This window comes from Clostridium arbusti SL206 (genome assembly GCF_000246895.1).
Classification (GTDB): domain Bacteria; phylum Bacillota; class Clostridia; order Clostridiales; family Clostridiaceae; genus Clostridium_I; species Clostridium_I arbusti.
Window position 1 is genome coordinate 1 of sequence record NZ_BAEV01000076.1, and the last position, 19,835, is coordinate 19,835.

Annotated in this window: 19 protein-coding genes, 3 tRNA genes and 1 other RNA gene; 4 read left to right on the plus strand and 19 right to left on the minus strand. The window is 28.0% G+C overall.

All coding sequences use genetic code 11. From position 1 onward, the window contains the following. Positions 1-300: 300 nt before the first annotated feature. From RH99_RS13005 to RH99_RS13040, 9 genes are all read right to left on the minus strand, one after another. Positions 301-558, minus strand: a complete 258-nt coding sequence (locus RH99_RS13005) for a pro-sigmaK processing inhibitor BofA family protein (RefSeq protein WP_010238919.1) — start codon at positions 556-558, stop codon at positions 301-303. A 33-nt stretch (positions 559-591) separates the two neighbouring features. Continuing rightward, positions 592-867, minus strand: a complete 276-nt coding sequence (locus tag RH99_RS13010) for a DUF2508 family protein (RefSeq protein WP_010238920.1) — start codon at positions 865-867, stop codon at positions 592-594. Positions 868-930: 63 nt separating this feature from the next. Continuing rightward, complete coding sequence (recR, locus tag RH99_RS13015) at positions 931-1,530, minus strand: recombination mediator RecR (RefSeq protein ID WP_010238921.1); 600 nt, start codon at positions 1,528-1,530, stop codon at positions 931-933. Positions 1,531-1,543: 13 nt separating this feature from the next. Then, positions 1,544-1,885 carry a YbaB/EbfC family nucleoid-associated protein gene (locus tag RH99_RS13020; RefSeq protein ID WP_010238923.1) on the minus strand — a complete coding sequence of 114 codons (342 nt, stop codon included), beginning with the start codon at positions 1,883-1,885 and terminating at the stop codon, positions 1,544-1,546. A gap of 65 nt (positions 1,886-1,950) precedes the next feature. Continuing rightward, positions 1,951-3,570, minus strand: a complete 1,620-nt coding sequence (dnaX, locus tag RH99_RS13025; RefSeq protein WP_010238926.1) for a DNA polymerase III subunit gamma/tau — start codon at positions 3,568-3,570, stop codon at positions 1,951-1,953. 145 nt (positions 3,571-3,715) lie between these two features. After that, positions 3,716-3,980, minus strand: an RNA gene (ffs, locus tag RH99_RS18665) — signal recognition particle sRNA large type. Positions 3,981-3,991: 11 nt separating this feature from the next. Next, positions 3,992-4,081 (minus strand) — tRNA-Ser (locus RH99_RS13030). A gap of 133 nt (positions 4,082-4,214) precedes the next feature. Beyond that, positions 4,215-4,493, minus strand: a complete 279-nt coding sequence (locus RH99_RS13035; protein WP_010238928.1) for a spore coat protein — start codon at positions 4,491-4,493, stop codon at positions 4,215-4,217. Between the two features lie 21 nt (positions 4,494-4,514). Further along, entirely contained in the window at positions 4,515-4,730 is a 216-nt protein-coding gene (locus tag RH99_RS13040; RefSeq protein WP_010238930.1) for a hypothetical protein, read from the minus strand. A gap of 236 nt (positions 4,731-4,966) precedes the next feature. On the opposite strand from RH99_RS13040, the gene lgt reads away from it, so the two are divergent. Then, positions 4,967-5,734 carry a prolipoprotein diacylglyceryl transferase gene (gene lgt / locus RH99_RS13045; protein ID WP_010238932.1) on the plus strand — a complete coding sequence of 256 codons (768 nt, stop codon included), beginning with the start codon at positions 4,967-4,969 and terminating at the stop codon, positions 5,732-5,734. Positions 5,735-5,925: 191 nt separating this feature from the next. Here lgt and RH99_RS13050 read toward each other — a convergent pair whose 3' ends face one another. The 6 genes from RH99_RS13050 to RH99_RS13075 form a co-directional block, all read right to left on the minus strand. Continuing rightward, the gene (locus RH99_RS13050) at positions 5,926-6,408 is read right to left on the minus strand and encodes an HD domain-containing protein (protein WP_035777007.1); all 483 of its coding nucleotides are present in this window, start codon (positions 6,406-6,408) and stop codon (positions 5,926-5,928) included. Positions 6,409-6,651: 243 nt separating this feature from the next. Next, positions 6,652-7,134 carry a hypothetical protein gene (locus RH99_RS13055; protein WP_010238937.1) on the minus strand — a complete coding sequence of 161 codons (483 nt, stop codon included), beginning with the start codon at positions 7,132-7,134 and terminating at the stop codon, positions 6,652-6,654. A gap of 235 nt (positions 7,135-7,369) precedes the next feature. Continuing rightward, a tRNA-Ser gene (locus tag RH99_RS13060) sits at positions 7,370-7,459 on the minus strand. 70 nt (positions 7,460-7,529) lie between these two features. Then, positions 7,530-7,970: a nucleoside deaminase gene (locus tag RH99_RS13065; protein ID WP_010238938.1), complete on the minus strand. Its 441-nt coding sequence runs from the start codon at positions 7,968-7,970 to the stop codon at positions 7,530-7,532. A 201-nt stretch (positions 7,971-8,171) separates the two neighbouring features. Then, positions 8,172-8,248, minus strand: a tRNA-Arg gene (locus RH99_RS13070). Between the two features lie 92 nt (positions 8,249-8,340). Next, positions 8,341-9,396 (minus strand): HD-GYP domain-containing protein, encoded by a 1,056-nt coding sequence (locus RH99_RS13075; protein WP_010238939.1) that lies wholly within the window; start codon positions 9,394-9,396, stop codon positions 8,341-8,343. Positions 9,397-9,665: 269 nt separating this feature from the next. Between RH99_RS13075 and RH99_RS13080 the strand changes: the two genes are divergently transcribed. Both RH99_RS13080 and RH99_RS13085 read left to right on the plus strand, forming a co-directional pair. Continuing rightward, a complete protein-coding gene (locus tag RH99_RS13080) occupies positions 9,666-9,962 on the plus strand; it encodes a phasin family protein (protein ID WP_010238941.1) in 297 nt (98 codons plus the stop codon). A gap of 81 nt (positions 9,963-10,043) precedes the next feature. Beyond that, positions 10,044-11,645, plus strand: coding sequence for an ABC1 kinase family protein (locus RH99_RS13085; protein WP_010238948.1), 1,602 nt, complete (start codon positions 10,044-10,046; stop codon positions 11,643-11,645). A 61-nt stretch (positions 11,646-11,706) separates the two neighbouring features. Here the strand turns inward: RH99_RS13085 and RH99_RS13090 are convergent, their stop codons facing one another. The 4 genes from RH99_RS13090 to RH99_RS13105 all read right to left on the minus strand — a co-directional run bounded on the left by RH99_RS13090 (position 11,707) and on the right by RH99_RS13105 (position 18,480). Next, positions 11,707-12,864 (minus strand): Ger(x)C family spore germination protein, encoded by a 1,158-nt coding sequence (locus RH99_RS13090; protein ID WP_010238950.1) that lies wholly within the window; start codon positions 12,862-12,864, stop codon positions 11,707-11,709. Between the two features lie 19 nt (positions 12,865-12,883). Then, the gene (locus tag RH99_RS13095; RefSeq protein WP_010238952.1) at positions 12,884-14,440 is read right to left on the minus strand and encodes a spore germination protein; all 1,557 of its coding nucleotides are present in this window, start codon (positions 14,438-14,440) and stop codon (positions 12,884-12,886) included. A 368-nt stretch (positions 14,441-14,808) separates the two neighbouring features. After that, positions 14,809-17,679: a YhgE/Pip domain-containing protein gene (locus RH99_RS13100; RefSeq protein ID WP_010238955.1), complete on the minus strand. Its 2,871-nt coding sequence runs from the start codon at positions 17,677-17,679 to the stop codon at positions 14,809-14,811. A gap of 234 nt (positions 17,680-17,913) precedes the next feature. Next, complete coding sequence (locus RH99_RS13105) at positions 17,914-18,480, minus strand: TetR/AcrR family transcriptional regulator (RefSeq protein WP_010238958.1); 567 nt, start codon at positions 18,478-18,480, stop codon at positions 17,914-17,916. A 252-nt stretch (positions 18,481-18,732) separates the two neighbouring features. Between RH99_RS13105 and RH99_RS13110 the strand changes: the two genes are divergently transcribed. Further along, complete coding sequence (locus RH99_RS13110) at positions 18,733-19,620, plus strand: phosphatidylserine decarboxylase (protein WP_010238960.1); 888 nt, start codon at positions 18,733-18,735, stop codon at positions 19,618-19,620. Positions 19,621-19,835 lie beyond the last annotated feature (215 nt).

The window sequence follows — 19,835 nt, forward strand, 5'->3', positions numbered from 1 at the left end:
ATATAATACCATGATTCAAAACTCTTGTCAACACTTTTTATTTTATTATTTAGTGTAAAACAATTTGTCTTTAAATCCTCACAGCAAGGAATATAGTATCACAAAATTTAGTTTATAATACTCTATTAATGTCTATTATACGTATTTATCTTCTTAATGCTAAAAATATCTATTATTATTATTACATTACTATTATTGACACACAAGGATAAGTATATTATTAATTACTTCGATATATACATCAATAATAAAAAAACTACCAGCAAAATAATTTGATAGCAGTTATTATAATAAAATATTTTATAGTATAAATTTAAAAATTAATAAGAAAATAACACCTGGCACTCCAAAAAATCCTGCTATAAGTGCTGTTACTAAGTTAATTCCTATACCACCAAATCCAAAATGAATTCCAACTAAATTTACTATAAACAAAAGTACAGTTCCAAGTACTGCATTTATTATTAATCTGATTAATATTTTTAATGGCCATGCTAACAATCTAACTACAACAAATAATCCTATTATTGCTATTAAAAAATAACCTACGTATTCCATTCAAGCATCCCCCTATTAAACTATTAAAATAAATCAATCAACTTTTTCTTTTCTAATATACATATCAAATTCATTAATTCTTATATTTAGTTTCTTAGCTTGAGCTAAAAGATATGTATACCTTGACTTAGCCGCTGCTTCTTTATATATAGCATAGTCTATTAAATCTGGTTCGTTAACAATCTCAAAATAGTCTCTACACAATTGTAGTTCTTTTCTGGCTTCTTCTATAGCATCAATTATATATTTTTGATCTAAATCATAGTTCATATTATTATTTAATAATTTTGTAATCTTTTTCTTAACCATAAAAAAACCTCCCATTTTATATCTCTTTACAATTATAGACATAAAATGGGAATAATATTCCAGTTATATTTCTTTTCTTCCTTCAAGAGCTTTTGACAAAGTAACTTCATCTGCATATTCAAGATCCCCACCCATAGGTATTCCATGTGCAATTCTAGTAACCTTAACACCTAAAGGTTTTAACAATTTAGATATATACATAGCAGTAGCTTCTCCATCAACATTAGGATTAGTTGCAACTATAACTTCCTTAACTTCATCTTTCATACGACTTACAAGTTCCTTTAAGCGTATAGAATCAGGACCTTTTCCTGACATTGGTGAAATCACTCCATGTAGTACATGATACACGCCATTATACTCTTTAACCTTTTCTATTGCCATAATATCCTTAGGCTCTTCAACTACACAAATAAGTTTTTTATCTCTACTTGGATTAGAACATATAGAACAAGGATCCGTATCTGTAAAGTTTCCACATACTGAGCAGTATTTAATGGTTCCTCTAGCCTTAACAAGTGCTTTAGAAAACTCTTCAACCTCTTCTTTAGGTAAATTTAATACATAAAGTGTAAGTCTTTGTGCAGTCTTATATCCTATGCCAGGGAGTTTAGCAAATTCCTCTATTAATTTCTCTATAGCTACTGGATAAAAATCTAACATAGTCACCTCAATATTACAACATTCCAGGTATATTTAATCCACCTGTCATTTTTTTCATTTCACCTGCTGATTCATCTTCAGCCTTTTTTAATGCTTCATTGCAGGCTGATATAATTAAATCCTGAAGCATTTCTACATCATCTGGGTCAACAACTTCTGGTTTTATTTTAACATCAACCAATTGTTTTTTTCCATTGACAACAGCTGTAACTGCTCCACCGCCTACAGAAGATTCAAAGCTTTTATTTTCAAGATCTTTTTGCATATCTTCCATTTGTTTTTGAAATTTTTGTGCTTGCTTTATCAGATTGTTCATGTTTCCTCCACCCATTCCTGGGAATCCACCTTTTGCCATATATATAACCTCCTAAAATATAAACTAATTAAGTTTCAGTATTTAATATTTTACCATTTAAAACATCATTCATCAATAATATCAACGATTTCTTCACCAAATGTATTTTTTATTATCTCCTCTGGTGATGATTTTAATTCTTCCTCTTCTATTTCAACGATATATTGCAATCTTACCTTTTCTTTAAGTATCTCTGAAAATATTTCTTCAACCTTTTTATTATTTTCAGGTCTTTGTAGGTTTTGCTTACTGAAGTTATAACTTTTTGGGAACTTTACTTCTATTATACTATTCTTACAGTTTATAGGTTCACCATTACTAAGATGGGCTCCTAAAACTCTTAATCGTCTTGATTTAAATGTTTCTAATATATCTTTCCAAACCTTTCGTACATCATCTAAAGTAAGTTTAGATTCAGTATTTATAAATGACTCTTTCTCTTTAATATTATCCTGATTATTAACTTTCTTTGTTACTTTCTTTGCTTCCTGTTTTACATTAAGTTTTGTAGTTTCTTTATTATATATTAAATCTCCAGATTTTATCATACTTTCAAGTTTATTAAGCCTTGCAAGTATAACTTCATTAGATGTATCATATTCTATTTTACACATTTTTATAACAGCTAGTTCCAAATATATTCTACTTTGTTTACTCCATTTGGATTCTTCTTCAGTCTCTTGAAGTATTTTTATACATCTCATTATTTCTTCTACTCTTATTTTTTCAGACTGTTCTTTAATAAGTTTTATATTTTCTTGGGACATATCTAAAATCTCTTCTGGATTCTTGCTTATCTTAACCATCATAAGGTTTCTCATATGAATTATAAGATCTTTAATAAATATATTTATATCTTTACCACTAAATACTATATCATCTACTGTTTTCATAGCATTTTCAATATTTTTTTCTATTAATGCAGAAGTTATATTAATAAGATATTCATTAGTAACAAGTCCAAGCATGTTAATAATATCATCATATTGAACCTTTCCATTACCTGTTGATATAGCTTGATCTAATATACTAAGAGCATCTCTCATTGCTCCATCAGATATCCTTGCTATAAGATTTAAACTTTCATCATCTGCAAATACACCTTGTTTAGAAACTATTTCTCTAAGTCTTTCAAACATGTCATATTTTTTTATTCTCTTAAAATCAAATCTTTGGCATCTTGAAAGTATAGTTATTGGTAGTCTCTGTGGATCCGTTGTTGCTAAAATAAATATAACATTTTTAGGTGGCTCTTCAAGAGTCTTTAAAAAGGCATTTACTGCTCCCATGGAAAGCATATGTACTTCATCTATAATATATACTTTAAATCTTGATTCATGTGGAGGATATTGGACATCCTCTATGATATTTCTTATATCCTCTACACCATTGTGTGAAGCAGCATCTAATTCTGTTACATCTATAGCTAAGCCACTATTAATTTTTTTACACATCTCACATTCATTACAAGGTTCCCCATCCTGAGGATTTAGGCAATTTACTGCTTTTGACAATATCTTAGCTGTAGAGGTTTTACCTGTTCCCCTTGTACCACATAATAAATATGCATGAGCTATTCTACTATCTTTAACTTGATTCCTTAATGTTATAGTAACATGGTTTTGACCTACAACTTCTTTAAAAGTTTTTGGCCTCCATTCTCTATATAAAGCTGTATATCCCATATTTTCACCTCGTTACAAACGAAATATATTTACTGTTTGTTCTCCAAATAATCTTCAACTACATTATACTACATACATACAAGTTAGTTTATTATATAATAAAAAAAGATGCTTATAAGCATCTTAGGTTTTATGTAATTAAATGTCGTGCACCTCGCTTTGACTATAAACCATAAGCGTTACTTATACAGTTAGCTCAAACCAGGTTTTTCCACGGCACACGAAATGGTTCACTTACCGCTGCTTCCTTCCGGACCTGACGGGATTCATGAATTTTCGTTGCGTGGGACCCAGCTCTCAACACCACTTATATAAGCCAGACCTCACAGTTTAAAGCCTCAGCAAGGAATTCAATCCTGCTATAGCGGCTTGCAGGTTACAAGGCACCGCTAACTCCCCATCTAGCACGACAAAGTTTTAATGGCGGAGAAAGGGGGATTCGAACCCCCGGTTGAGTTTCCCCAACACACGCTTTCCAGGCGTGCTCCTTAAGCCACTCGAACATCTCTCCATATTTTAAATAAGTTTACTATTAAGATAATAAACGTTACTCAATATATTATATACTCTTAATAATATTTCGTCAACAATTAAATCTAAACTATAAGAGCAAGAAATCCTATTAAGATTTCTTGCTCTTATTATTATCTTAATTCACTTACCATTTGAGTTGCTTGATCTTTAATTTGTTGAACTTCATTAGAAGGGGCATCTTTAGTAGGATACCATCCTCTCTTTTTCATTGCATCAAAAACCTTATATTGAATATCTTGAGAGCTTCTAAAATTATTTACAAGAGTATTTCTCAAATTAGTACAAGATGTTTCAGTTATACCTGTACTATAAGAAGAAATTAGCTGTTTTTCTGTAATCAATAAATCTTCCATAATTTCTTTTTCAGTAAAATTTCCGCTGTTATCCATATTATATACCTCCAATTTTTATTATTGATGAGAATCAAGATAAGTCTTTAAACTATTAAAATTTTCTCTATGTGCATTACTTGCCTCATTACAAAGAGTCTTAAGTTCTGCATCATTGCAGCACTGTGCATATTTATAAAACTTCTTATTTAATAATACTTCATGCTCTATTTCATCTTTAATTACTTTTAAATTGTTAGCCTCTATTTGTGCAGATACTGTAGTTGTAGCATTCATAGTAAAACCTCCTATTATTTTTTTATTTGATTTAATTACCTAGTTATGTTTGCCTATTATTAAGTAAAATATAATGGAAATTACAAGAAAGAAATAATTATTTAATTTTATGTTATAATTACGTAAATTAATTTATTTATTTTTAATTATGTTGTAAAATAATGCTTAAAGTGTGAACTGTCGTATCAATTTAGAAATTTTTTAATTAATAATGTTTATTTAAAGGGAGTGATAAAGTGAATCCAATAGCTTTTACAATATTAGGTTTAGATATTAGATGGTATGGAATAATAATTGCTTGTGGTATGCTAATTGCTATCATAATTGCTAATTTCACATCAAAAATTAAAAATATTAACTATGATGAATTATTTAACATAATTCTAATAGCCTTACCACTAGCTATAGTAGGCGCAAGATTATATTATGTTATCTTTAATTTTAGTTATTATAGTGAGAACTTATCAGAAATTTTTAATACGCGCCAAGGTGGTTTGGCCATTCATGGAGGTATTCTTGTAGGCTTAATTACTGCTTATTTATATACATATCGTAAAAAACTTAATTTTTGGAAATATGCTGATGTAGCTGCACCATCAATAATAATTGCTCAATCCATAGGAAGATGGGGTAACTTTTTTAACCAGGAAGCCCATGGAGGACCTGTTTCCTATACCTTTATAAGCCATTTTCCTAATTTTATTCAAAGAGGAATGTATATAAATGGTAGTTATTATCATCCAACTTTTCTTTATGAATCAATTTGGGATCTTTGTATATTTTTTATACTACTTATTTTATTAAAAAATGTAAAGAAAACTGGTATTGTAATATTTACTTATATAGGTTTATATTCTATAGGAAGATTTTTTATAGAAAGTCTAAGGACAGATAGTCTTATGCTTGGCCCTATAAGAGTAGCATGTTTAGTAAGTTTTATAGGTTTTCTAGTTTGGATTGTTTCTTTAATTATACTTAATAAAAAAGGGGATATCTTAAAATAATATAATTATTAATATCATAGAGACACTATAATAAATCCGTATTTATATATAATAAAATCTAAGTTTACAATTAAATCTTTCAAAATCATTTGTAAAGATCTAATTAAACTTAGATTTTATTTTTAAGTTTAAATTTAAATTTATTCTTTATTTATTATTTGTTCAACAATTCTTAATTTAATACTTTAATTTTATAGATACATGCTATCTAAATAACTTATTCCAGTGACTGTTCTAAAATACTTATGTTTTACAACCTCAATAGTATCCTTTTCCATAGAATCTTCAAATATGTTAACCAAAAAATCTGCTTCTACTAATATTTGAAAATCATCATAGTCTATCTTTGAATAACTATGATGATTTCCTATAAGATACAATATCCTCTTTAAAAGTTTATGACTTAAATTAAACTTATCTAAAATATTAGCAGCAACTTCAGGCCCTTCTATCTCTTGATACCTTCCTGCAGAAGAATTATACTTTTCCTCACTTACTTTTATACCTATATCGTGTAGGACTGCAGCCACTTCTAATATAAATTGATTATCATTATCTAAATTTTCTGATTCACCTATACTTTTAGCAAATCCATATACCTTTAGTGCATGGTTAATTCTAATAACATCATTTTCAAAATACTTTATCATATCGCTTATCACTTGTTGTATCATATTTTACCGTTACATAAAATCTACTAAAATCCAATATCTTTAGATTTTTTCCTTATTCATGATTTTCTTTTTACTATATGGTTAGCTATTTGTATATAACGGTTTTCACCTACCTTTCTTATTTAAGATTTATTTTTCCTGTTTTGCTTTTTTATCTTATTTAAGTGCCATATAACTCTTAACCTAGGCATCACATCACTATAACTACTATCCATTCTCATGGCAATATTTATAAAAAACTATCTATTTATTACTTTCATTGCTATTATTATTAGAACTTCGCCCATTTCCTCTTAAACCTTCCATTATCTTATCTGCCTGTTGTTGTGTAATAACTCCATCACTTACTAATTTGCTTAAAGGATTATTTCTTGGTCTATTTGTCTCATTAGCTCCACTGTTATTCTCCTGAGAATTATTTTGATTGTTACCTTCATTATTTTGTTTTCTTCTATTTCCGCCTCTATTATTTATATCTCCAGTGAGAGAATCCAATATTTTATTAGATTGATCCTGATTTATTGTACCATCCTTTACAAATGCCTGAAGCTTATCCTCATACCTTTTTTTAATTTCATCCTTGTTAAAATTTTTTCCACCACTTGAACTTTGTGAAGAATTTTTAGAACTTGTACTATTACTCTGACACCCCGCAAATAAGAACATAGACATAGATAAGGCCAACAAAATAATAATTAATTTTTTGAAATCTTTAAATCTTTTCACTTTTAAAAAACATCCTTTCTATAAATAATTTCATCTAAAAATAGTTTAGATTTATCACATGTCTATAACTTGTCAAATTTGTTAATATTTTATTAAGTACATATAAAATTAATGTTAGTTGTTATAAAAATGCATTATTTATAAAGTGAATGTATATAAAAAAATACAGAGAACTGTATATCATCTGCAAAAGCAAATTATATGACAACCTTCTGTATTTATCTAAAAAATACTTTGGCGGAGAGAAAGGGATTCGAACCCTTGGCGGAGTCTCCCCCGCAGCAGTTTTCGAGGCTGCCACCTTCGACCTCTCGGACATCTCTCCCTATTAGCATACTAATTATTATACTATTACATAACTAAAAATCTCAAGGAAATATTTTGTTTTTATTATACTATCTTCGATGTTTAAAAAAGTCAGTAATAATCTTACTACAAGTTTCTGAGTATATCCATCTTACATCTATATTATAATTTAAATACTCATTTTGTAATAAATTTATCACAGATCCTGCACTTCCCATAGTTGGATCAAACGTTCCTATGTATATTTTTTTAATTCTAGCTGCTGCAATAGCAGCAGCACACATAGGACATGGCTCTAAAGTTACGTACATTTCACAATCTTTTAATCTCCAATTGTTTAATATAGAAGACGCTTCTTTTATTGCAAGTATCTCAGCATGAGCAGTGCAATCATTTAAGCTTTCCTTAAGATTATGAGCTCTTGCTATTATACTCCAATCTTTAACTATAATAGCCCCTACTGGAACTTCTCCTATTTGTTTCGCCATTTCAGCTTCTAATATGGCTTCCTTTAAAAACAATTCTTTCATGATAATACCCCTATAAATCATTCACCTTTTCCAAAGATATATTCTTTTGTTTCTATATTTGTTGAATATATGCAAACTTACCATAGGTTATTTTCACCAGTATAGTAAATAGTTCAAAGATTTAACATGCGTTTAATGTACTTATAAAATACTCTTATTGAAAAGAACTCTAGAATAGTTTAAATTATTCTAGAGTTCTTTTGGTGCACCTAAGAGGATTCGAACCTCCGGCACATGGTTTAGGAAACCATTGCTCTATCCTACTGAGCTATAGATGCATATCTTTTACCTTCACATTTTATTACAATTTAACTATAATGTCAATATAGACTTGTTTCTTGTTTCTCATATAAAGCGTATAAAAAAATATTTAATTATTGCTTAAGATCAATTTCTTAACATACAATTCTTTATTATCTTTCAAATCAAGGAAATTATCTTCTACTAACAATAAAGGGCTCTGAAAATCATTTTTATTTATCTGTATTATTTTACATATTCTATTATCACTTAACAAAACATTTTCACCCATGTAATAATTTACTACGTGATTTAAAAATATTGTACTGTAATTATAATCTAACTTTCCTAAACTATCTTCTTTTATTATTTCTAATGCTTCAAAAGGTCCCTTGCTTTGTCTATATCCTCTGTCTGAATTAACTGCATCAAATACATCTACAATAGCAATTATTTTTGCAAATGGATGAATTTTATCATTATTTAATCCAAAAGGATAACCTGAACCATCTTCTCTCTCATGATGCATAAGTATTCCAAGACTTACTGACCTATCTAAAAAGGGAATCTTATTTATAAATTCATATCCTATAACAGGATGCATTTTTATCTTTTTGATTTCACTGTTGGTCAATAACTCTGTCTTATTTATAATACTTTCCTCTATTTTAGTCTTTCCAAAATCATGTAGAATAGCTGCATAAGTAAGTAAATTCAACTGTACATCATCTAATCCAATCCATTTTCCAAGAATTGAACTCAGTGCGGCTACATTAACCCCATGTCTATATATACTATCTTTTCCACTTCCATAAAGCACAATATTCTTTATAATTGAATCTGTAGATTTCAATTCATTTTTTATTTTAATTGCAAATTTTCTAACCTCTTCTATATCTGATACTTGTAACTTATTCATTTCATTAAACATTTTTTCTAAATCAAAAGTAAGCCCACTAAAACTATCCTCTGTATTTTTTATACTATTTGTTATATTTTCATCTTCTATCTCATAATACACTTCAATTTTGCTATAAATATATTTTTTTCTTAATGTATTTATTGCTCTTTCAGTTATAGGCACTCCTTTAGCTATAAGAATATTCCCATCACACTTTATTTCATTGGCAGCTATCATTCCTACTTTTAGGTCCCCAACAGATAATTTCTTCTTATTCTTTCCCATGATAAATACACCTTTCACACCAGATCTCTCTACACCATTTTTACTTTCCTTTTTAGATAATCGTATATAATTATATAATATTAATATATTTTATAATATTATATAAATTTTTGTTATTTACATATACTATTACTTGATTAAATTATAAAGTACATCACATTATTCACACATTATTCACACAATATTCTTAATATTTTACAATTTACAAATTTATATTTATTTGATATTATTATGTTATAGTTCAATATTATGCATAGGAGGTGTTTTAAATGGTAGATCAATTGAAAAAAGCTCTCCTCGCTGGCCTTGGTTCAGCTGCTTACACCTATGAAAAAGCTTCAAAAGTAATAGATGAAATGGTCTCTAAAGGTAAAATAACTCTAGATGAGGGTAAAGAGTTATCTGAAGAACTAAGAGTAAATATTGTAGAAAAAGGTAACAAAATCAAACCTGTTACTAAACAAGATATATTAGACATACTGAAGAACGCTAATCTTGCTACAAAAGATGAAATTTCTGACATAAAAGATAGACTTAATAAACTTGAAGAAAAACTTAAACAATAATATAAATAACCGTTACCATTATAAAGGCCCCAACTTATTGTTAGGGCTTTTAATTTTAATTCCTAGAGGAGAAATTTTGATATGCATAGAAAATCTGTATATAGACTAAAAGAGATAGTTAAAGTTTTGGCTTATTATGGCTTTGGATTTATTGTAGATTCAAAGCTAAATGGTAATAAAAAATCTCCTAAAAATTTAAGAAAAGCTTTTGAAGAATTAGGACCTACTTTCATAAAAATAGGCCAAATTTTAAGTACTAGACCAGATCTATTACCTGATCCTTACATAAAAGAATTATCCAAATTACAAAATAATGTTTCACCTGAAGATTTTAATAATATTGAACAACTTTTTTTTAATGAATTCAACGATTCTATTGAAAATACATTTTTATATTTTGATAAAAATCCTATAGGATCGGCATCTATAGCACAAGTATATGACGCTATACTAAAGGATGGAAGATTTGTTATAGTAAAAATTCAACGTCCAGGAATTGCTGAGGAAATGAAAACAGACCTATCAATAATAAGTAAACTTATAAATATTACAAAAGCTAGATTTACAGATGCTCTTATAGATCCCAAAGAAGCCTTAGATGAATTAATTGAATCTACAAAACAAGAACTGGATTTTAAAAATGAGCTTAATAATATAAGTAAATTTAAGAAATTAAACCATAATGTAGATTTTGTGTACACTCCATACACTATAGATCATTTATGCAATGAAAAAATACTTACAATGGAAAAGATAGTAGGTTATAAGATAGATAATTTGCCAAAACTTTTAAGTGAAGGTTACGATTTAGATGATTTAGGAAGAAAACTCGCACTTTCATATTTTAAGCAAGTATTTGAAGATGGATTTTTTCACGGTGATCCTCATCCTGGTAACTTACTTATAGAAAAAGGTCATATATGCTACATAGACTTTGGTATAATGGGTACAATATCAAAATCATTAAAATCAGCCCTTAATGAAGCAATGATAGCTATAGCTTATAATGATGTAAATAAGATTATATCTGTAATTATGTCTATAGGTGTAAAAAAAGGATCTGTGAATAGAAATTCTCTTTATGAATCTATAAACTACTTATTTGATAACTACATGTCCACGTCTTTAAAAAACACAAAGATTTCAATTATACTTCAAGAAATATTTGAAATTTCAAAAAATAACAATATAAAACTTCCAAAGGAATTAACTATGCTATTACGAAGTATGCTGATAATTGAAGGTGTAATAACAAAAATATCTCCTGATTTGTCTATTATAAATATAGTAATCCCTTACGTGAAATCCCAAAATAAGAATCTATTTTTTAAGAATTTTGATCTTGATTCATTGCTATTAAGAGGATTTAAGTTTGTAAAAAGCTCATCTGAACTTCCATCAAAATTTATAGAACTTTCAGATAGTCTAATCACTGGAAGAGCAAAGATTCAATTACAACATAATAATTTAGAAAAACCCATTAATGACTTAAATAGAATGATTAACAGGATGGTTTTTGCCATTATTATATCATCTATGATTATAGGATCTTCACTTATACTTAGAACAAATATAGGACCAAAAATTCATGATATATCTATAATAGGTATAAGTGGTTTCTTCATTGCAGCATTAATGGGCTTTTATCTATTAATATCAATATTAAGATCTGGAACTTTATAGACTATAGTTTATTATTAATTTTTTCTACAATAGACTACAGGTTACATTATAAAATTTATGCTTATAATGGTGGCTTTGAAATTACCCCTGTTTTGTTAACTTGAGAATTTATATTAGCATTTATTTTCAAATTTTTAAAGATAGTATTCCAATCTTTACTCATATAATCCCATTGATTAGGATATTCCCTAGATATTTCAGTTCCAAAATCAAATATATCTAATCCAAAATCTTTTTGAGCTTTATTTATTACCATGTAAACATCTTTATAAATAACTTGATTTTGTCTTTCTGAAATTTTATCCATAATGCTAGGATTATTATTAGGATCTATATCTCCAGTCATTTCCCTTATTCCAGACTGTACTTTAATATTTACTGTTATATTTATATGATTTTTATTTATTTTTATATCCGTTTTTTTTGAAGCTGATGTAACATCTAAACTCATTTTTTTATGATCAGGGTACTCTACTGCAATTATGGCTGCAGTTATATTCCCTCTAATCCAATTAAACCCTAGGGTTTCTTTATCTGTCAGGTATCCTACAAGTTTATCTTCTTTAAATACTGCAGCTCCACTTAAATCATAGTTTTTATTTTTATCTAATTTTGATGGTAACATATTAATTAATCCACAAGTTGTAGACTTTGATCCATGATTCATACTATTTACAAGATTTAAATTAGTAGTAAAAGCTGTTTCTCCTCTATTTCTCTGCAAATTTAATAAATTAGTAACTGAAAAAGCAGACATAGTATCTGTAGAAACATTAGCACTTACAATATCCTTAGCATCTCCATTAGTAACTAAAAATGGCGTAGTAGGTCTTACTTCGCTGTATCTTAATGAAAAATCTATGATTGGTGCTATTCCCTTTCGTGCCATACTATCTCCAATAACGATATATTGTATGTGTGAATAATTTAGTCTTTCACCTATTTCTTTATATAGATTAGTTAATGCATCAAAAATACTTGTTCCTTCTGCAATATAATTATTAACTTTACTACTGCCACTAATATCAGTATTAGTGTTTATAATTTGAATACTTACTATATAGTTATCATCATTATCCAAATCAAATCCTATTGCTAGTATAACTGCTAACTTTTCTAATTCTACTTGATTCATACATCCTGTAAAACTAATTTGAGGTATAGCTAATATTAACATTATTATGATAATTTTTTTTAACTTCTTTATTATTTTTCTCATATATAATTCTCCGAAACCTTTATTTTCTAAATAACTTAACTGTCTTATCTAATATTGTAATTGGAAATCTAAAAATAGTATCTTGATTTCTCTTAATACTAAATGGCGATATAGGATACATATAAGGTACTCCAAAAGACCTTCTCGAACTCATATATGTAATCATAAATAAAAGTCCACAAAAAATACCAAACATACCTAAAGCAGCCCCTAAAAACAAAATTATATATCTAAGAAAAGAAATAGTTACATTTAGCTCATAAGATGGAATTGTATAAAGTGAGGTTCCAACAAAAGCTACTATAATTATTACAGGTGCAGACGCTATACCCGCTCTTACTACTGCTTCTCCTAAAATTAAGGTTCCAACTATACTTACAGTTTGCCCAATGGTTCTTGGTATTCTAAGGCCAGCTTCTCTTATAATTTCATAAGCAGAAAGCATTAAAAAACATTCCCATAAAGATGGAAGTGGTATTCCTGATCGTGCCTTAATTATAGTAATTGTAAGTTGTGTAGGTATAAGTTCATGGTGAAGCGTTATCAAAGATACATATGCCCCAGGTAATGTTACCGTAAATAATAATCCTATGTATCTAAACCACCTATTTAATGTAGCTGGTATATATCTTGTATAATAATCGTCAGCTGCTTGCATAAATTCTACAAATAATGCTGGAACCGATAATACAACCGGTGTATTATCTACAATTATGATAATTTTTCCTTCTAATAATTTTGCCTCTGCAACATCCGGTCTTTCTGTTTTAAATACCATTGGTACTATAGAAAATTTATCATCTTCAATGCACTCTGAAACAAAGTTAGCTGCCATAGTATTTAGATCTATTTTCTTTATTCTTCTTCTAACCTCTTCTAGTATCTTATGATCAACAGCATTATCTATATAACATATAACTAAATCAGTTTTTGTTTCTTTACCAACAATAAATTTTTCTGTTTTAAAATTTGTATTCTTAATCTTTTTTCTAATAAGATTAACATTTTTAGAAAGTGACTCCGTAAATCCCTCTCTTGGTCCACGTAGAGAACTTTCAGTATTAGGCTCTTGAATAGCTCTCTCTGGTGGACTTTTAATGCTTACAATAAATGCTTTGTTTAACATATCTGAGAATATAAGAACATTGCCATCAAGTACTCCATCTATACATTTTCCAAAATCATTACAAATACTATCATTCTTTATTGCTAATTTGTGTTTTATCACTTGCTCTATATCGTTAATTTCTATATAATCACTTTTATCTAATGGAAATTTTTTTATAATACTGTCATTAATTAATTCTTCTGTAGTAAATTCATTTAGATATATTATGCAAATTTTCCCCTTGTCCATATTGTATAATGATATTTCTCTAATAACTAAGTCATAACAATTTTTAAAAGCTTTTCTTATATAATCTTCATTTTGCTCAAGTAATTTATATAAACTTTGATTGTTATTATATTGATCTATATTATCTTCACTTTCATTATTGTTATAACTTAACATATTATTATTAAAATTTTCAGGTTCTTTTAGTGAAAAAAAATCTTTTATTTTCTTAAAATTCATAATCAGCCCTTCCTTAATCTTATTATTCCTTTTATAGAGAATTTAATTACTAAAAACAAAAAATAAATTAAATATTTTTTAATATTTGCAGTAATCCAATAAAAAAGAGCCTAGTGAGAAATTTAATACTTTCTACTCTAAGCTCTTTTCCTATAAACTTACTATATTTTATGCTTTTTAGTTAAGGCATATTCAAATAAATAACTAGTCAGGTATGCTAGCCTATTTTGAATCCTACTGCGTCAGCAGAACCCTCAGATAGCCCACTATCCTCGGAACCTGCTTCCTTGCTCAATTCAAAATATTCGTCGCATCTTTGACTTACTATTTATTTTCACATGCCTAATACAAATTTTTTCTTAATTAGACTAAGCTACCGATTCATTTTTCTTAGATTCTATAATTTCATGAAAATTAGTAACTTTTTCTCTAAAGACTAATGATAATGTAAAGAATATAACAAATACAAGCATTAAGAATGCGACATCCTTACCTAAAATACTATAGTTTATTCCATTTATGATTTCTCTTAATCCTGATACCACATAGGTAAATGGCATAAATGGAGAAATTACTCTATAAAACTTTGGTGAAATCTCTATTGGAAAAGTTCCTGCCGATGATGCAAGCTGCAATACTAATACTATTATACCTAATAATCTACCTACATCTTTCAATAGGAATATCAAACATTGCATTATAGAGATAAATACAAAGGATATAAATATATTAAATAAATAGAATGCAAATAAGTTACTTGGTCTTATACCTATTAGTAGTACAGCTGTACTTACGCATATAGCCTGTAGTGCTCCTATTCCTATATATACTAAATACTTTCCAAGTACAAGTGATTTAGCCTTTACTTTTATATCTTTATCTACTTCATCAGATACTACAAAGAACATTAGTATTGCTCCTACCCATATAGATATAGGTATAAAATAAGGTGCCAATGCAATACCATAAGTTTCATCTGAAAATAGATGCTTTGTTTCTACATTTATAGGTTGCGATACAAAATTACCCATTGCTGTACTTGAATTTTTAAGCTTATTGTTAAGCTTATTTGAACCATCTGAAAGTTTATCGCTAAGTTCTTTAGATCCATCATAAACTTTATTTGTTCCATCACTTATACTATTTGCTCCATCATAAAGCTTATTTGTTCCATCACTTAAGCTAACCGCTCCAGTATAAAGTTTACTTGTTCCATCACTTAAGCTAACTGCTCCAGTATAGAGCTTATTTGTTCCATCACTTAAGCTAACTGCTCCAGTATAAAGCCTGCTTGTTCCATCATTTAGGCTAACTGCTCCATTGTAAAGCTGACTTGTTCCATCACTTAAATCTGATGCTCCTTTATAGAGCTGATTTATTCCCGATGACAATAATGGTGTACTAGTATTTAAAGTAGTTAATCCATTATTTAAACTTAATGCTCCATTATACAAATTATTTGTTCCATTATTTAAATTTACAGCACCAGTATAAAGCTGACTCGTTCCATCACTTAAATCTGATGCTCCTTTATAAAGTTTAGTAACTCCAGCTACAAATTGAGGTGTCTTACTATTCAAATTTAATATTCCACCATTTAATTTTTTCATACCTGACAATAAACTTGGATTACTATCACTTCCAATATTAACAGCTGCATTTAATGAACTTACCGCAAAACCAAGTCCATCTTTAGGATTTGAAACAGCATTATATATACTACTTACACCAGATGACAAACTTGCTTCACCATTAACTGATGAATTTAATTTTTCTACTGAATCTTTCAAACTTGGTTTAGTGGTTGTACCTTTATTTACTGCTACATTTAGATTTTCAGTTCCTTCTTTAAGGTTATTCATTAATACCTTTATATCTTTCATATCATTAGCTTTTTGATCTTCATTTGTTGTAGAATTATAATCTTCAAGGAGTGAACTTAATTTATCCATTCCATCATTTAAATTAGTTACTGATTTTGAAAGGTTAGGTTGATTACTTTGCTGTCCACTTATTTTATTATTTAGATCTCCTATAGCTGAACCTAAATCTTTTGTGTTATCATTTAACATTCTAAGTGAGGGAACTAAACCCGAACTACCATTAACCTTGGAATCTATTTTCGTAAGTGCTCCTGAAACTCCGGTCAATCCACTTGATACTTTTTGCGATCCACCATATAAGTCATTGGTTCCACTTTGCAGCTGCTGCACCTGATCATTTAATGATTTCAATCCGTCTTTTAATTGACTACTTCCACTACTCGCATCTGCTAATCCATTCTTTAATTTTATACTTCCACTACTCGCATCCGCTAATCCATTCTTTAATTTCATACTTCCGTCAGATAATCTACCAACTCCATCTTGTAATACAGGTACCTTAGTATTTAATTGGCCTAATCCATCCTTAAGCTTATTACTTCCATTTTTTGCACTGGTCAATCCATTCTTAAGTTGATCACTTCCATTTTTTGCACTAGATAATCCATTCTTTAGTTGATTACTTCCGTCCTTTGCACTAGATAATCCATTATTTAGTTGATCACTTCCAATATTTACACTGGCCATACCAGTTTTGAGTTGATTACTTCCATCTTTTACATTTAAAATACCACTTGTTAGCTGATTACTTCCATCCCTTAAGCTTGCTATAGCTCCCGTTATCTTGTTACTTCCATCTTTTGCTTGATTTATGCCATCTTTAACATCATATAAATTATCAAAAGTAACTTTTGTATATTCTTTTACAAGACTTTTTGTAATTTTAGCATCTAGACTTGTTTTTACACTTGAATCTATTTTCGTAGCTATATAATTTTTCTTTGGATTATCTTTAAATATAATATTTGGTTTCTGAGGGGTTCCCTCTTTAGCACTAAGTGCCTTTTCTGAAAAATCTTCTGATATTATCACTTCTCCGTAATATTGACTTCCAATTAACCCCTTATCTGCATCACTTTGCGATACAAATTTCCATCCTACATCCTTGTTATCTTTCAATTCATTTACTAGATCCTTACCATAGTTTACTGTTTTACCATCATTGATAGTACCCTTATCAAGATTTACCACCGCTACAGGCATATTTTCTAAATTTCCATAAGGATCCCAAAATGAAGATAGATAAAAAAGACTATAAAATAAAGGTGTAATTATAATCGCTATAACAGAAAATCCAATAAATTTGTTTTTAAATATCCTTTTTAAGTCTCTTGCCGTAATATTTAAGAATTTCATATATTCCCTCCCCTAAAGTTATATATAATTAAAATCAGCATCTATTTTTATACTGACTGGTCAGATATATTTATAACTCTTTTTTTCCTAAATGTCAATACCATGTAATACAACTAATTGAAATTGATTATTAACTTTTACATTAGTGCATATTTATAATTTCCACATAATAAAAGCACTATAAAAGTTTATTGTTTTAAGCTTTTATAGTGCTTTTATATATTTAATTAAAAGTTACGCTCCTATTCCTGTTAAAATATAATCCATTAAATTTTCAATGATACTATCAATACTATCTTTTTCAGCATTTACAACCTCATAAAGAGATACTGAACATAACGTACCAAGAAAAGCATATGCTACAAATAATGAGTTACCTTGTTTAATATAACCTGCATCCATAGCTGCTCTAACAAACTCTTCAATATGATTTACATAGCGTCTCATTATATCTCTAAGCTCTAGTTGTCTTACCTCTTTACCCCAAAGTTGACTAGCAATAACTTTAAAAAAGTCTCTATTAGCATATATTAAATTCAATTGTACTCTACAAACAGCCTTTAACTTTTCAAGTGGACTTTTTTCATTATTTGTTGCCTCATCAATCTCATTTTTCATAAGGTCTACGCCTTCTGAAATTATGTATTTAAATATTTCTTCTTTACTCTTAAAATGATAATATAATGTTCCCTTAGCTACACCTGCATTAATAGCTATTTCATCCATAGTGGCACCATTATATCCATTACTAGAAAAAACCTTAACTGCTGAATGGAAAATAACACTCTTAGTCTTATTCATATAATCACTCCAAATCAACTGATCCTTATTTTCATATTAGTTAATTATAATATAGTTAACTAAATTCACAAATAAATTTTACTATACCCTATAGTTACTAGCCAGTATAATTCCATTTTATATTTAATTATACTATTAAAATGAAATATAACAATATTTTTTATAAAGGCTATTAAGCTATTACTTTGACATTCCATACAAAAAAAGTTTATAATCATGATTATTAAAAATAAATTTGGTGAGGGATTATCAATGATTAAATATTATAACAGAAAAACCCAAAATTATGAAATAGAAAAAGTAGCAGGTGAAAAATATTTAAATTGGATCTATACTTCTCCTATAGGAATGAACTTATTAGAAAAATTTCTAAAGAAAAAAGCTTTTTCTACAATTTACGGTTCTTATTGTAATTCAAAATTAAGTAGTTATAAAATAAAAAAATTTATAAATAACTTTGATATCGATATCTCTCATAGTAAAAAATCCATAAAAGAATTTGAATCTTTTAATGATTTCTTTTCCAGAAAACTAGTTGAATCATCTAGACCTATAGATAGGAATGAATCTTCTCTTATATCACCAGGTGACGGAAGGGTTACTGTTTTTACCAATATAAATTTAAATAATATAATTCAAGTTAAGGGAATAACCTATAAATTAAGCGACTTTATTCAAAATAGTGTTATTGCTGAAAATTATAAAAATGGTATCTGTATGATCTTGAGGCTATGTCCTACTGATTATCATAGATTTCATTTTCTTGATAGTGGAATTTGCGAACCTACAGTTAAAATAAAAGGAAGTTATTATTCTGTTAATCCTATTGCTCTAAACAAAATAAATGGATTATTCTGTGAAAACAAAAGGGAATGGAGCCTATTTCATTCTAATAATTTTGGAGATGTTCTATATGTAGAAGTTGGTGCTACCTGTGTAGGTTCAATAATACAAACCTATTCAACAAATGAAAAAGTACTAAAAGGCTCTGAAAAAGGATATTTTAAATTTGGTGGTTCTACAATAGTTCTCTTTTTTGAAAATAATAAAGTAAGTATAGATAATGATATATTAAAACAATCCAGTTTAGGATTTGAAACAAAAGTATATATGGGTGAAAAAATTGGATTCAAAATTTAATTTGATTAGTTATAAATTTGATATAAATACTTAAATTTTATAATTTATATTAAATTTTAAGCTTATTTTTTTATAGATTATATTAATAATGCAATTTTCTTATTGCAAAAACTTATTAAGTTCTGTAAAATTTATAATTGAAAGATAGTTTTATTTTTCAATTAGCATATTTTTTAAAAATAATTGTTAATATTTTCACATAATTCTAAATACAA

Coding starts and splice junctions, on each gene's coding strand:
- RH99_RS13005 (WP_010238919.1), bottom strand. CDS start 558: ATGGAATACGTAGGTTATTTTTTAATAGCAATAATAGGATTATTTGTT.
- RH99_RS13010 (WP_010238920.1), bottom strand. CDS start 867: ATGGTTAAGAAAAAGATTACAAAATTATTAAATAATAATATGAACTAT.
- recR (WP_010238921.1), bottom strand. CDS start 1,530: ATGTTAGATTTTTATCCAGTAGCTATAGAGAAATTAATAGAGGAATTT.
- RH99_RS13020 (WP_010238923.1), bottom strand. CDS start 1,885: ATGGCAAAAGGTGGATTCCCAGGAATGGGTGGAGGAAACATGAACAAT.
- dnaX (WP_010238926.1), bottom strand. CDS start 3,570: ATGGGATATACAGCTTTATATAGAGAATGGAGGCCAAAAACTTTTAAA.
- RH99_RS13035 (WP_010238928.1), bottom strand. CDS start 4,493: ATGGATAACAGCGGAAATTTTACTGAAAAAGAAATTATGGAAGATTTA.
- RH99_RS13040 (WP_010238930.1), bottom strand. CDS start 4,730: ATGAATGCTACAACTACAGTATCTGCACAAATAGAGGCTAACAATTTA.
- RH99_RS13050 (WP_035777007.1), bottom strand. CDS start 6,408: ATGATACAACAAGTGATAAGCGATATGATAAAGTATTTTGAAAATGAT.
- RH99_RS13065 (WP_010238938.1), bottom strand. CDS start 7,970: ATGAAAGAATTGTTTTTAAAGGAAGCCATATTAGAAGCTGAAATGGCG.
- RH99_RS13075 (WP_010238939.1), bottom strand. CDS start 9,396: ATGGGAAAGAATAAGAAGAAATTATCTGTTGGGGACCTAAAAGTAGGA.
- RH99_RS13080 (WP_010238941.1), top strand. CDS start 9,666: ATGGTAGATCAATTGAAAAAAGCTCTCCTCGCTGGCCTTGGTTCAGCT.
- RH99_RS13085 (WP_010238948.1), top strand. CDS start 10,044: ATGCATAGAAAATCTGTATATAGACTAAAAGAGATAGTTAAAGTTTTG.
- RH99_RS13090 (WP_010238950.1), bottom strand. CDS start 12,864: ATGAGAAAAATAATAAAGAAGTTAAAAAAAATTATCATAATAATGTTA.
- RH99_RS13095 (WP_010238952.1), bottom strand. CDS start 14,440: ATGAATTTTAAGAAAATAAAAGATTTTTTTTCACTAAAAGAACCTGAA.
- RH99_RS13100 (WP_010238955.1), bottom strand. CDS start 17,679: ATGAAATTCTTAAATATTACGGCAAGAGACTTAAAAAGGATATTTAAA.
- RH99_RS13105 (WP_010238958.1), bottom strand. CDS start 18,480: ATGAATAAGACTAAGAGTGTTATTTTCCATTCAGCAGTTAAGGTTTTT.
- RH99_RS13110 (WP_010238960.1), top strand. CDS start 18,733: ATGATTAAATATTATAACAGAAAAACCCAAAATTATGAAATAGAAAAA.